General features: G+C 64.1%; 11 protein-coding genes. 8 read left to right on the top strand and 3 right to left on the bottom strand.

What is annotated here, in order from left to right; translation table 11 throughout:
- The first annotated feature begins 120 nt into the window (after positions 1–120).
- Positions 121–606: a winged helix-turn-helix transcriptional regulator gene (locus AC3WLX_RS23455; protein ID WP_291629000.1), complete on the top strand. Its 486-nt coding sequence runs from the start codon at positions 121–123 to the stop codon at positions 604–606.
- A 6-nt stretch (positions 607–612) separates the two neighbouring features.
- Here AC3WLX_RS23455 and AC3WLX_RS23450 read toward each other — a convergent pair whose 3' ends face one another.
- A complete protein-coding gene (locus AC3WLX_RS23450; RefSeq protein ID WP_492337757.1) occupies positions 613–957 on the bottom strand; it encodes a hypothetical protein in 345 nt (114 codons plus the stop codon).
- A gap of 54 nt (positions 958–1,011) precedes the next feature.
- The gene (locus tag AC3WLX_RS23445; protein ID WP_492337756.1) at positions 1,012–1,251 is read right to left on the bottom strand and encodes a hypothetical protein; all 240 of its coding nucleotides are present in this window, start codon (positions 1,249–1,251) and stop codon (positions 1,012–1,014) included.
- A gap of 227 nt (positions 1,252–1,478) precedes the next feature.
- On the opposite strand from AC3WLX_RS23445, the gene topA reads away from it, so the two are divergent.
- From topA to AC3WLX_RS23410, 7 genes are all read left to right on the top strand, one after another.
- Positions 1,479–4,217 carry a type I DNA topoisomerase gene (topA, locus tag AC3WLX_RS23440; RefSeq protein ID WP_492337755.1) on the top strand — a complete coding sequence of 913 codons (2,739 nt, stop codon included), beginning with the start codon at positions 1,479–1,481 and terminating at the stop codon, positions 4,215–4,217.
- Between the two features lie 17 nt (positions 4,218–4,234).
- Entirely contained in the window at positions 4,235–6,580 is a 2,346-nt protein-coding gene (gene rnr, locus AC3WLX_RS23435; protein ID WP_492337754.1) for a ribonuclease R, read from the top strand.
- A complete protein-coding gene (locus AC3WLX_RS23430; protein WP_492337753.1) occupies positions 6,574–7,014 on the top strand; it encodes a DUF983 domain-containing protein in 441 nt (146 codons plus the stop codon). The genes rnr and AC3WLX_RS23430 overlap by 7 nt, the downstream gene beginning before the upstream one ends.
- 33 nt (positions 7,015–7,047) lie before the next feature.
- The gene (locus AC3WLX_RS23425) at positions 7,048–7,800 is read left to right on the top strand and encodes an NUDIX hydrolase (protein WP_492337752.1); all 753 of its coding nucleotides are present in this window, start codon (positions 7,048–7,050) and stop codon (positions 7,798–7,800) included.
- 257 nt (positions 7,801–8,057) lie between these two features.
- Entirely contained in the window at positions 8,058–9,383 is a 1,326-nt protein-coding gene (locus AC3WLX_RS23420) for an LLM class flavin-dependent oxidoreductase (RefSeq protein WP_492337751.1), read from the top strand.
- Between the two features lie 123 nt (positions 9,384–9,506).
- Positions 9,507–9,674 carry a 50S ribosomal protein L33 gene (gene rpmG / locus AC3WLX_RS23415; RefSeq protein WP_007603295.1) on the top strand — a complete coding sequence of 56 codons (168 nt, stop codon included), beginning with the start codon at positions 9,507–9,509 and terminating at the stop codon, positions 9,672–9,674.
- A gap of 493 nt (positions 9,675–10,167) precedes the next feature.
- Complete coding sequence (locus AC3WLX_RS23410) at positions 10,168–12,108, top strand: AI-2E family transporter (RefSeq protein ID WP_492337750.1); 1,941 nt, start codon at positions 10,168–10,170, stop codon at positions 12,106–12,108.
- A 430-nt stretch (positions 12,109–12,538) separates the two neighbouring features.
- Here the strand turns inward: AC3WLX_RS23410 and AC3WLX_RS23405 are convergent, their stop codons facing one another.
- The gene (locus tag AC3WLX_RS23405) at positions 12,539–13,900 is read right to left on the bottom strand and encodes a metal-dependent hydrolase family protein (protein WP_492337911.1); all 1,362 of its coding nucleotides are present in this window, start codon (positions 13,898–13,900) and stop codon (positions 12,539–12,541) included.
- Positions 13,901–13,928: the final 28 nt, after the last annotated feature.

Raw genomic sequence — 13,928 nt, 5'->3', positions numbered from 1 at the left:
TCGCCTCCAGTGGTTGCATAATAAAACTAGATTGCCATCTAAGGCATTAGGTTTTATGATGCAACCACACGAACGCGTGATCGGCGCCGGCACCGTGCGAACGCGATAGGACAAACCGCGATGGTGAAACGAACGAGCTTCGAGGGCGACGCTTGCCCGATCGCGCGCTCGCTGGAGGCGCTCGGCGACTGGTGGTCGCTCTTGATCATCCGCGAGGCGCTGTTCGGCGTGCGCCGCTTCGGCGAATTTCAAAGCAGGCTCGGCACGGCCAAAAACATCCTGTCCGCTCGCCTGCGGTCACTGGTCGAGCACGGCATCCTCGAAACCACCCCCGCCTCGGACGGCAGCGCCTATCAGGAATATGTGCTGACGCCGAAAGGCCGCGGCGCTTTCCCGATCCTGGTCGCGCTACGGCAATGGAGCGAGGAGTTCGATGACCACCCCGAGGAGATCGCGACCATTTTGGTGGATCGCGACAAGGGCCGCCCGGTGAAGAGGCTGGAAATGCGTGCCGAGGACGGCCGGCTGCTCAGTCCCGCCGACACCACGCTGAAGCCGCGACTGGCGCCGCGGCGAAGCTCGGCCAAAGCCGGCCCGCGAAGCTGAGCACCGCTAGCATCCGACCAGGTTCACTCTGCGGATCGTCTTCAGGCGGTTTCCGCGTTGATGCCGGCCGAACTTGACATCGTAGCTCAGATCGTAGGTACAGCCGACCTTCATGGCGGCAAAATCCGCATTCCGCTCGATCACGTAATGACCGGGAGGCTCGGTGTTGAGATAGATTCGGCCGGGCTCGGCCCATGCTTGATCGACGCCGCGATACGTCACCCGGTCGGTCGAGCCGACGGTCGCAAACCAGAGGATCAACCCTCCGATCAATGCCGCCATGATGCCGAGGCCACGAACATCATCGCGGAGCCTGTCCGCCAGGTTCGAAATATTGGATGCGTTGTTCACGTTCGGTTGGTCGGGGAGACGAGCGCGTCAGTTCACGTCGATCGTCGAGCCCTGTTACGACAGCTTGCGCTTGGTCCGCAGCCGCAGATGCTCGTCGGCCTCGAGCTGCGTCATCCCCAGGAGATAATGCAACACGTCGAGCTTGTGCCGCTCGGCCAGCTTGCGCAACGCCCCGGTCTGCTCGGCAATGAAGGCCACCGCCTCGTCTGCGCCGCCCTCTCCCGGTTCGTCGTGACGCCCGCCCCTCCGCGCGCCTGATGCGGCGCGCGCCCGTTTCTTTCCTGGCTTTGTCACCAGACCCCACTCGAATCGCATGCCCCGCGAAACATTACGCCCACATCGAACGCAACTCCAAGGTGGTATTTTGCAACTTTTTCGATATGAAACTTGTCCCATCGTGGCGGCTCTCAACACCCCACGATTTGACAGCGACCGCCTCACCACCCATGTTCGGGTCGAAACGGCCGACCCGAATCCTTTCGTTTCCGGCCCAATTTTTTCCCGTAAGTTACTGGAACTACATGAATATCGTCATCGTGGAGTCGCCGGCGAAAGCCAAGACGATCAACAAGTATTTGGGCTCGTCCTATGAGGTTCTGGCCTCGTTCGGCCATGTCCGCGACCTGCCCGCGAAGAACGGCTCCGTCGATCCCGATGCCAATTTCAAGATGATCTGGGAGGTCGACCCCAAGGCGGCCGGCCGGCTCAACGATATCGCCAAGTCCCTGAAGGGCGCCGACCGCCTGATTCTGGCGACCGACCCCGATCGCGAGGGCGAGGCCATCTCCTGGCACGTGCTCGAGGTGATGAAGGAGAAGCGCGCGCTGAAGGATCAGAAGATCGAGCGCGTGGTGTTCAACGCCATCACCAAGCAGGCCGTCACCGACGCGATGAAGCATCCGCGCCAGATCGACGGCGCCTTGGTCGACGCCTACATGGCGCGCCGCGCGCTCGACTACCTGGTCGGTTTCACCCTCTCCCCCGTGCTGTGGCGCAAGCTGCCGGGCGCCCGCTCGGCCGGCCGCGTGCAGTCGGTCGCGCTCCGCCTCGTCTGCGACCGCGAGCTCGAGATCGAGAAGTTCGTAGCCCGCGAATATTGGTCGCTGATCGCGACCCTGCTGACGCCGCGCGGCGACGCCTTCGAGGCCCGCCTCGTCGGCGCCGACGGCAAGAAGATCCAGCGCCTCGACATCGGCACCGGCGCGGAAGCCGAAGACTTCAAGAAGGCGCTGGAAGCAGCGACTTACGCGGTCACCGCGGTCGATGCCAAGCCCGCCCGCCGCAATCCGCAGGCGCCCTTCACCACCTCGACGCTGCAGCAGGAAGCCAGCCGCAAATACGGCTTTGCGCCGGCGCATACGATGCGCATCGCCCAGCGCCTCTATGAAGGCATCGACATCGGCGGCGAGACCACCGGACTCATTACTTATATGCGGACCGACGGCGTGCAGATCGCCCCCGAGGCGATCACCCAGGCCCGCAAGGTGATCGGCGAGGATTACGGCAACGCTTACGTGCCCGACAGCCCGCGCCAGTACCAGGCCAAGGCCAAGAACGCCCAGGAAGCGCACGAAGCGATCCGCCCGACCGACCTCTCCCGCCGCCCGGACAGCCTGAGCCGCAGGCTCGATGCTGACCAGGCGCGACTTTATGAACTGATCTGGAAGCGCACCATCGCCAGCCAGATGGAATCCGCCGAGCTTGAGCGCACCACCGTCGACATCACGGCCAAGGCAGGGTCCCGCACGCTGGAGCTGCGTGCCACCGGCCAGGTCGTCAAGTTCGACGGCTTCCTGGCGCTCTACCAGGAAGGCCGCGACGACGAGGAGGACGAGGATTCCCGCCGCCTGCCCGCGATGAGCCCGAACGACGCCCTGAAGCGGCAGAGCCTGTCCGTCACCCAGCATTTCACCGAGCCGCCGCCGCGCTTCTCGGAAGCATCGCTCGTCAAGCGCATGGAAGAGCTCGGCATCGGCCGGCCCTCGACCTATGCCTCGATCCTCCAGGTCCTGAAGGACCGCGGCTACGTCAAGCTGGAGAAGAAGCGCCTGCACGGCGAGGACAAGGGCCGCGTCGTGGTCGCGTTTCTCGAAAGCTTCTTTGCCCGCTACGTCGAATACGATTTCACGGCGAGCCTCGAAGAGCAGCTCGACCGCATCTCCAACAACGAGATCTCCTGGCAGCAGGTTCTGAAGGATTTCTGGACCGGCTTCATCGGGGCCGTCGACGACATCAAGGATCTGCGCGTCGCGCAGGTGCTCGACGTGCTCGACGACATGCTGGGCCAGCACATCTATCCGCCGCGGGCGGATGGCGGCGACATCAGGCAGTGCCCGAATTGCGGCACCGGGCGCCTCAACCTCAAGGCCGGCAAGTTCGGCGCCTTCGTCGGCTGCTCGAACTATCCGGAATGCCGCTACACCCGCCAGCTCGCCGCCGACGGCGAAGCGACCGCCGACCGTTCGCTCGGCCAGGATCCCGAGACGGGGCGCGATGTCTGGGTCAAGGCCGGCCGGTTCGGACCTTACATCCAGCTCGGCGAGCAGAAGGATTATGAGGAAGGCGAGAAGCCCAAGCGCGCCGGCATCCCGAAAGGCACTTCGCCCAGCGATGTCGATCTCGAGCTGGCGCTGAAGCTCTTGTCGCTGCCGCGCGAGATCGGCAAGCATCCGGAGACGGGTCAGCCGATTACTGCCGGCCTCGGGCGCTTCGGGCCGTTCGTGAAGCACGAGAAGACCTATGCCAGCCTCGAGGCCGGCGACGAGGTGTTCGACATCGGCCTCAACCGCGCGGTGACGCTGATCGCCGAGAAGGTCGCCAAGGGCCCGAGCCGCCGCTTCGGCGCCGATCCCGGCAAGGCCATCGGCGATCATCCGACCCTCGGCACGGTCACCGTGAAGAGCGGCCGTTACGGGCCCTACGTCGCCGCCGGCGGCGTCAACGCGACGATCCCGGCGGAGTTCGAAAAGGACGCCATCACGCTGGCGCAGGCGATCGCGCTGATCGACGAACGCGCGGCCAAAGGTGGCGGCAAGGCCAAGAAGGCGTCAAAGCCGGCCAAGGCCAAGAAGGCGTCAGCGAAGGCTGCGGACGGCGAGGACGCCGCACCGAAGGCCAAAAAGCCGGCCACCAAGAAAGCGGCCAAAGCCAAATCCGAATCGACCAGCAAGGCGCGCGCCGCGGTGCCGTCGACGGCCAAGACGTCGCCGACCAAGGCCGCCGCCAAGGCTCCGGCCAAGAAGAGTGCCGGCAAGACTTGAGAAGAATTAGAGGTTAAGTGAAACGCACAAAAGACAGTGGCTTTCCCGACAGGCAAGCCATCGTCGCCTTCATCAAGGCCAATCATGGAAAGGCCGGGACTCGCGAAATTGCACGTGAGTTCGGCCTGAAGAACGCCGATCGCGCCGAGCTCAGGCGCATGCTGCGCGAGCTCGCCGACGACGGCATCATCAAGAAGAATCGCCACAAGGTCTCCGAGCCGGATGCGCTGCCGACGACGCTGCTGGCCGACATCACGGGGCGCGACTCCGACGGCGAACTGATCGCCTCCCCGGCCGAATGGGACGAGGTCGAGAACGGCGAGCCGCCAAAGATCCTGATCGAGATGCCGCGCCGTCCGAGGCCCGGCACCGCCGCAGGCGTCGGCGACCGCGCGCTGCTGCGCGTCGAACGCAACGACGATGACGACGTCCCGGCCTGGCGCGGGCGCATCATCAAGGTCATCGACAAGGCCAAGAGCCGCATCCTCGGCGTGTTTCGTGCGCTTCCCGAAGGCGGCGGACGGCTCGTCCCCGTGGACAAGAAGTTCGCCGACCGCGAATTGAACATTGCGAAGACCGACACCGGCGGCGCCGAGGATGGCGACCTCGTCAGCATCGACATCGTCCGCTCGCGCGGCTTCGGTCTCGCATCGGGCCGGGTCAAGGAGAAACTCGGCTCGGTCAAGTCCGAGAAGGCGATCAGCCTGATCGCGATCTACGCCCACGACATTCCGCTACAGTTCTCCCCGGCCGCCGAGCGCGAGGCGGAAGCCGCGGAGCCCGCCAATTTGAAGGGGCGCGAAGACTGGCGCGACGTCCCGCTCGTCACCATCGATCCGCCCGATGCCAAGGATCACGACGACGCGGTCCACGCCGAGCCCGATCCTGATCCCAACAACAAAGGCGGCTTCATCGTCAACGTCGCCATTGCCGATGTCAGCTTCTACGTCCGGCCGGGCACCGCGCTCGATCGCGATGCGCTCGACCGCGGCAACTCGGTCTATTTCCCCGACCGCGTCGTGCCGATGCTGCCCGAGCGCATCTCCAACAATCTCTGCTCTTTGGTGCCGGGCGAGCCGCGCGGCGCGCTCGCGGTGCGCATGGTGCTCGGCGCCGACGGCCGCAAGCGCTCGCACAGTTTTCACCGCATCCTGATGCGCTCGGCCGCCAAGCTCGCTTACGCGCAGGCGCAGGCTGCAATCGACGGACGGCCCGATGACACCACCGGCCCCCTGCTCGATGCGATCCTCAGACCGCTCTACGCCGCCTATGCCTGCGCCAAGCGCGCGCGTGACGAGCGCGACCCGCTCAATCTCGATCTGCCCGAGCGAAAGATTTTGCTCAAGAGCGACGGCACGGTCGACCGCGTCGTCGTCCCCGAACGGCTCGATGCGCACAAGCTGATCGAGGAGTTCATGATCCTCGCCAACGTCGCGGCGGCCGAGATGCTGGAGAAGAAATCGCTGCCGCTGATCTACCGCGTGCATGACGAGCCGACGCTGGAGAAGGTCCACGCGCTCAGCGAGTTTCTGGAGACGCTCGACGTCCCCTTCGCGAAATCAGGCGCGCTGCGCCCGACGCTCTTCAACCGCGTGCTGGCCCAGCTCGAGGGCCACGACTATTACCCGCTGGTCAGCGAGGTGGTGCTGCGCGCCCAGGCGCAGGCCGAGTACTCCTCCGAGAATTACGGGCACTTCGGCCTCAACCTGCGCCGTTACGCGCACTTCACCTCGCCGATCCGTCGCTATGCCGACCTCGTCGTGCATCGCGCGCTGGTGCGCGCGCTCGGGCTCGGCGAAGGCGCGCTGCCCGACAGCGAGACGCCGGAATCCTTAAGCGAAGTCGCCGCGCATATTTCGCTGACCGAGCGCCGCGCGATGAAGGCTGAGCGCGAGACCGTCGACCGCCTGATCGCCCATCACCTCGCCGATCGCATCGGCGCGAGCTTCCAGGGCCGCGTCTCCGGCGTCACCCGCGCCGGGCTGTTCGTCAAGCTGAGCGAGACCGGCGCCGACGGGCTGATCCCGATCCGATCCCTCGGCACGGAATATTTCAACTATGACGAGAGCCGTCACGCCCTCGTCGGCACCCGCAGCGGCACCACGTACCAGCTCGGCGATGTCGTCGACGTCCGCCTGATCGAGGCCGCTCCCATCGCGGGCGCGCTGCGTTTCGAACTGTTAGGCTTGGCCAGCGAAACCACGCCGCGCGAGCGCAGGCGCCCCGGCCCACAGCGCCGTCCCTCGATCAAGGCACATCCCGGCCGCAGCCCGGATAAAAAACGCAAGCCGCCCAAGCCCAAGTCCGGCAAGGGGAAGAAGAACAAGGCAAAAGGCAAGGGCAAGAAGGGCAAGGCATGGTGACGATGAGCACGGCGCCGAAGATCTGGACGCGCGAGAGCGGCCTCGTCGAGAAGCGCGACGTCTTCGCCGCGATGAAACGCGGCTTCCGCGGCCGCTGCCCACGCTGCGGCGAGGGAAAGCTGTTCCGCGCCTTCCTGAAGACGGCGGATCATTGCGCCAAATGCGAGCTCGATTTCACGCCGCATCGCGCCGACGATCTGCCCGCCTACCTCGTCATCGTCATCGTCGGCCACATCGTCGTGCCGGCCGTTCTGTGGATCGAGACCAACTACACCACGCCGGTCTGGATCAGCTTCGCGGCCTATCTGCCCTTCACTTTCGTCGCCTCGCTCGCGCTGCTGCAGCCGGTCAAGGGAGCTGTGGTCGGCTTGCAATGGGCTCTGCGCATGCACGGGTTTGACGAGAACCCGCCGGATGGTATTCCGCCTGTGTAAGCAACAAGCAAGAAAGCGGGTTTGGGTGAGGACATGACGGATATTTCGCCGGCCGAGGAGAAGGCAAAGGTTCACGAGGAGAAGGAAGCCGACCATCATCCCTATTTCCGCCCGAGGGATGCGGCGACGCTGATCCTGGTCGATCGCAGCGGGGCCATTCCGAAAGTTCTGGTCGGCAAGCGCCACGACAAGGTGGTGTTCATGCCGGGAAAATTCGTCTTCCCCGGCGGCCGTGTCGACAAGGCCGACTACCGCGTGCCCTGCGCCGCCCCCATCACCGCGGAGCTGGAAGCCAATCTCGCCAAGGGCAGCCCGAAGACACCGGCTTCGCGTGCGAAGTCGCTGGCCATTGCCGCGATCCGCGAGGCCTGCGAGGAGACCGGTCTCTGTCTCGGCCGCAAGGCTGAGGGCAAGGTGCCGAAGCTCGACGGCCCCTGGAAGCCGTTCGCCGATGCGGGCCTGCTGCCCGATCCCTCCAGCCTGTTCCTGATCGCCCGTGCCATCACCCCGCCCGGCCGGGTCAAACGCTTCGACACGCGCTTCTTCACCGCCGATGCCTCCGCGATCACCCATCGCGTTGAGGGCGTGATCCACGCCGATGCCGAGCTGGTCGAGCTGGTCTGGGTCGAACTCGGATCGAAGCCGCTTGCGGATCTGCACCCGATGACACGCAACGTGCTCAACGAGCTCGACTCCCGCCTCGCGACCGGCCCGCTCCGTCACGACGCGCAGGTGCCGTTCTTCCATTTCTACGGCGGCAAGATGCAGAAGGATGTTTTGGGCTAGGTCGTCGTTCGGCGTCGCCGTTGGCGCCAAGCTCTCTCTCCTCCGTCATTCCGGGGCGCGCGCAGCGCGAACCCGGAATCCATCCCTCGACAGTCTCCGCGGCCCAATGGATTCCGGGCTCGCCGCTCCGCGGCGCCCCGGAATGACGTGCTGAGAGAGCATCGAAAAACAAAATAATCTTCCCGCCTCCCCCGATGGCGGAGTTCCGCCGCGTCCCTATGTCTTTCCGCAGCGTCACCAAGAACGGACCCCGGGCGATGGCACAACGGCAACTCAAGCTTGGCGCGTTCATGCGCCCGATCAGCATCCACACCGGCGCATGGCGCTATCCCGGGGCCTGGCCCGACGCCAATTTCAACTTTTCGCACATCAAGGCGCTGATCCAGAAGCTGGAGGCCGGCAGGTTCGACGCGTTCTTCATGGCCGACCACCTCGCCGTGCTGAACATGCCGATCGACGCGCTCAAGCGCAGCCACACCGTGACCTCGTTCGAGCCGTTCACGCTGCTGTCGGCGCTCGCGGCCGTCACCGAACGCATCGGCCTTGTCGCGACCGGCTCGACCACCTTCGACGAGCCCTATCATGTAGCCCGGCGCTTTGCTTCGCTCGACCATCTCAGCGGTGGCCGCGCCGGCTGGAACATCGTCACCACTTCGAACCCGGATGCCGCACTCAATTTCGGCCTCGACGACCACATGGAGCACGCCGAGCGCTACAAGCGCGCCCGCGAATTCTACGACGTCGTCACCGGCCTCTGGGATTCCTTCGCGGACGACGCGTTCGTACGCGACGTCGAAAGCGGCCTGTTCTTCGATCCCGCCAAGATGCACACCCTCGACCACAAGGGCAAATATCTGAAGGTGCGCGGTCCCCTCAACATCGCCCGGCCCGTGCAAGGCTGGCCCGTGATCGTGCAGGCCGGCGCCTCCGACGACGGCAAGCAGCTCGCGGCCGAGACCGCGGAAGCCGTGTTCACGGGTGGCGGCAGCCTCGCCGACGGGCAAAAGCTCTACGCCGACATCAAGGGCCGCATGGAGAAGGTCGGCCGCGATCCCGAGCATCTCAAGATCCTCCCCGGCGCCTTCGTCGTGGTCGGCGACAGCGTCGACGAGGCCAGGGAGAAGCGCGCCTTGCTCGACAGCCGCGTGCATTACGACAGCGCCATCGCCTCGCTCTCCGTCATCCTCGGCACCGATGCCTCGACCTTCGATCCCGACGGCCCGCTGCCCGAAATCCCCGAGACCAACGCCAGCAAGAGCGGCCGCCAGCGCCTGGTCGACCTCGCCGCCCGCGAGAAGCTAACCGTGCGTCAGCTCGCCCAGCGCGTCGGCGGCTATGGCGGCCTGTCCTTCGTCGGGACGCCTAAGACCATCGCCGATCAGATGGAGGAATGGCTGGTCGGACGGGGCTCCGACGGCTTCAACATCATGTTCCCGTTCGTCCCTGCCGGCCTCGACGATTTCGTCGACAAGGTCGTGCCGGAGCTGCAGCGCCGCGGCATTTTCCGGAAGGAGTATGAAGGGACCACTTTGAGAGAGAATCTGGGCCTGCCGCGGCCCAAAAACCGGTTCTTCGAGGCCTGATCGGCCCGTTTCGGTGCTTTTCCGGGTGTAAAACCTTGACATCAGGCGGTTTCTGGCTAGGTTGCCGGCCAACGCGGGCCGTTTGGCCGGCTCCAGATTCCCAGCATTTCTGAGGTTCAGAACATGGCCAAAGCGGTCACCATCAAGGTCAAGCTCGTGTCCTCGGCCGACACCGGCTTCTACTACGTCGCCAAGAAGAATTCGCGTACCATGACCGACAAGCTGGTCAAGAAGAAGTACGATCCGGTCGCACGCAAGCACGTCGAATTCCGCGAAGCCAAGATCAAGTAAGATCGCGGGACGTTGCAGACTTTGACGGGGCCCTCTGGCCCCGTTTTCATTTTCGCCGCTGCGCTCAAATCTCGCCGGGCGGCTTCTTCTCGACCGTGCGCTCCGGCTCTATCCGGCCATAGGCGCCTCGGACCTTAGCTGGCGTGGCTTGCCCGTCCGCATAGCCAGCATATGCGCCGGGAAGCTGCCGATCGAGCGGCCTGAATCATCCCCTGCCCACCCCGCCCGGCGGCAAGTGAGGTGGAGCATCGCGCCACCAATAACTCACCGGAACCTTTTCGGGGCGGGAGCGGTTGGCATGCGATGGCGCGACCGACAAGCAGTCGCTGCCATGAAGACCGCGTGGACTAGTGCCCTGGGTGGCTGTCCCATGCAGCCTCGTCCCGGCCCCTCGCAACTGAAACAGTGAGCGCTCAGTCCGCAGCGGGACAGGAACAGCACAATGAGGCCCGTAGCGGGACAGCCCTTCAAACCACGCACCACCGAAGAGCTGATGGCACTGCTCAGTGCAGTTGCGACCGGGATTCTGGCCGTCATCATTATCTCGATGCTTTACTTCGGTCGGGACATCTTTGTGCCGGTTGCGCTGGCTATTCTGCTCAGCTTCGTGCTGGCACCGTTGGTCGGAATATTGCAGCGGATCCATGTCCCGCGCGGACTGGCGGTCGTGAGCGTGGTTATAGTCGCGTTCATGCTGATCTTCGCGATCGGTAGTCTTCTGGCCACTCAACTGACTCAACTCGCTGGTGACCTGCCTCGATATCAATCGACGATCAGCGAAAAGATCCAGGCATTTCGGGATACCAAGGCCGGGAGGGGTACGCTGGAGCGTGCTTCCGATATGCTGAAGGATCTCAGCAAGGAGCTTGATAAACCGAAAGACGCGCCATCCCCGCCGAGGACCGGAATGGTCCCCGGCTCGAATGCCTCCGTCCCAACGGTGCCGGTGCCGGTCGAGGTACGCCAGCCCGATCCTGGTGCGTTGGAGAGCCTCCGAACCTTGATTTCTCCACTCATTCATCCGCTCGCGACCACCGGCATCATCATCATTTTCGTCATATTCATTCTCATTCAGCGCGAGGATCTTCGTAATCGCTTCATCCGGCTGGCGGGCTCGCTGGATCTGCAGCGTACGACCGCTGCGTTGGACGATGCAGCGAGCCGCCTCAGCAAGCTCTTTCTGACCCAACTCATCCTGAACGGCGCATTCGGTGTGGTGATCGGCACGGGCCTCTGGCTCATCGGAATCCCGAGCGCGGTTCTTTGGGGCATCCTCGCGGCCGCGCTTCGTTTCGTCCCGTATGTCGGCGCCGTCATCGCTGCCGCGTTCCCGCTGGCGCTCGCGGTCGCCATAGATCCCGGCTGGTCGATGCTGCTTTGGACTCTCGCTCTGTTTCTTGTCGTTGAACCGCTCGTGGGCCATGTCGTCGAGCCGATGGTGTACGGCCGCAGCACCGGCCTCTCGCCCGTTGCCGTGGTCGCGTCGGCGACGTTCTGGACGGCGCTCTGGGGACCGATCGGACTCGTCCTCGCGACTCCGCTCACGATTTGCCTCGTGGTTCTCGGACGGCATGTCGAGCGCTTGGAATTCCTCGACATCATGTTCGGAGACCGGCCGGCGCTGTCTCCTCCAGAAATCTTCTATCAACGGATGTTGGCGGGCGATCCAACCGAAGCGGCCGAAAAGGCCGAAGAGTTCCTGAAAGAGCGTTCGCTGGCTTCGTACTATGATGAGGTCGCCCTGAAGGGTTTGCACTTGGCGCAAGCCGACGTGGAGCGCAATGCGCTTGACCAGGAACGTCTCATGAAGATCCGGGATGCCGTCAGCGAATTTGCCGCCGATCTTGCCGATCAGGACGACCGGCCGCCCGCGAGGAGCAGTTCCACCACCGATGCTGAAGCATCATCCGCGGTCGAAGGTATTGCCGAGAATGCAGCCAATGAACGCTTGCCTTACCTCCGCAGCGAGGCTCTACCGCCGGATTGGCAGGGTGAACACCCCGTCCTGTGTGTGGCCGGACGCACCCTGATCGATGAGGCGGCAGCGATCATGCTGGCTCAGCTCTCGACCGAGCACGGCCTCGCTGCGCGAGTCGAAGGCGCAGCATCGCTTTCCACGACGAATGTCTTTCGCCTGGATACAACGGGCGTTGCGATTGTCTGCCTGGTCTACCTCGATGCCCGCGCTGCGGCGCACATGCGCTACTCCGTGCGGCGTCTGCGGCGAAAACTGCCGAAGGCAACCATCATCCTCGGCTGCTTGGTCAACGACATGGACGAGGCTGCCATGGAATTGTTGCGGGAAGGCGCCAAAGCTGACCTCATCGCAACGAGCATCGGTGAGGCCGTGAAGCTGTGCATCGAAGCGACGGGGACAACGGAACCTGGGCACGAAGCCGCCGGGCAGGACAAGTCCACGACCGCCGCGGCTTGAAATTCTCGTTGCGGCTGTCAATGTTTCGCGTCGCTCCGGCGCACTTGGCACGTCCCAACCGTTAGCTCGCCGGTCGAGTGACTGCGGTTGATGCTGCGCTTTTGCATTCGGCCCGCGCTGCGGAACGCAGCTCCACAGGCTACGCGACACTCCTCTTACTACGCTGCCTTCAAAGCACGCAGGACCTGCAACAGGGGCATTTCTTTTACCTCGCGGGCGCGGAACGCGTGCCGAAGTCTGCTCTTGCCGTTCATTTGACTACACAGACCTGCGCGTAGGCAGGCTATGCTTTCGAGGCGCCATCAAGCGACAGGATGCGTATCGCCGCTTGGCGGCCCTCTCCCGCAAGCGGAAGAGGGAGTGGACCCTCCGTTCTCGCGATCAATCACGATCGCGACCTTATCCATCGAACAGGTCGACGGCCCTGCTGCTAACGGGCAAGCGTATCCTTGTAGACAATTCCATCTTTCATGATGATCTTGAAATTGTTGGCGGGGTCGGCAACAAGGCCGATATTGTCCAGGGGATTTCCGTCGACGAGCAGCAAATCCGCGAGTGCGCCCTGTTCCACGACGCCGAGCTTGCCGGGATAAGGATTCCGCTTGCCCGATAGCGCCAGCAGTTCGGCATTCGTCGATGTCGCCATGGTCAGCGCTTCGGCGGGCGTGTACCAGCGAACGAGTGAGGCCAGAATGGCCCCCTGTTGGCGCGCGAGCGCTGCAGAGAACAGAATGTCGGTGCCCCACGCCGTCTTGATCTTGTACTTCCTCGCCAACTCGTAGGATCTGGCTATGCCGGGCCAGACCTCATCCGCCTTGGCTCGCTGGACGGAGCCTACGGGAAAGCCCAGCCTCAGATCCTCGGGGAGAGGCTGCATGCTCAGCCAAACACCCCTCTCTGCCATCAGCTTCGCTGTTGCGTCGTCCATCAGGAAGCCGTGTTCTATACATTTCACCCCAGCCGCAATGGCTCCCCGAATTGCAGCAGCCGTAAATGCATGCGCAGCGACATACGTGCCCCAATTCTCAGCCGCTTCAACGGCGGCGCGTATCTCGGGTTCGGTGAACGTGGTCACGTCGATCGGGCTGAAAGGCGACGACACTCCGCCGCCAGCCGTCAACTTGACTTGGGAGGCGCCTTGCATGAGCTGCTCGCGGACACGGACGCGGACCTCGTCGGGACTGTCCGCAACCATTGCCCCGCCGGTCTGTTCCATGCGGGTGAGCATCCCGCCGATCGTCCGCGGCAGGTCGGTAAGCTGGCGGAAGTCCCCATGCCCACTCGTGACGGTAATGACCGCGCCGGACGGATAAATGCGCGGACCCTTGATGATACCTTCGTCGATGGCACTTTTGAGCCCAAACACCGGCCCGCCCACATCTCGAACGCTGGTAAATCCGCGCATCAGAGTGTGCGTGGCCTCGTCGCCGGCGACAAGATTGACGTAGCCGACGTCGCCGAACGACTGTGCCGGCGTCACTCGGATCAGCATCGCATGCCAATGGTTGTCGATGAGGCCGGGCATCAATGTGCGTCCGCCGCCATCGATAACGCGACTGTCCGCCGGGCCATCCACCGCTATCGGCTGTAGCGAGATTGATTCAATCTTGTTGCCGCGCACCAAGACGTTGGAAGCAGCAGACAGTGTGGCGCTCCTGCCATCGAAGATGCGGACGTTCCGAAAGAGCGTGGCCGCGCCAGCCGTCTGAGGCGCTTGCTGCGCCAGGCTCGCTCCACCGGGCCAGGCCGAGAGCGCCACCGCGATCGACAGCGAGCGACATGTTGCGCTCATCGACGGCCGGATCTGCCGCGCGCCGTAC

The sequence above is a fragment of the Bradyrhizobium sp. FW305-F6 genome (assembly GCF_058782905.1).
Note: the sequence above shows the minus strand (reverse complement) of the source record. Positions and strands in the feature narration are given on the sequence as shown.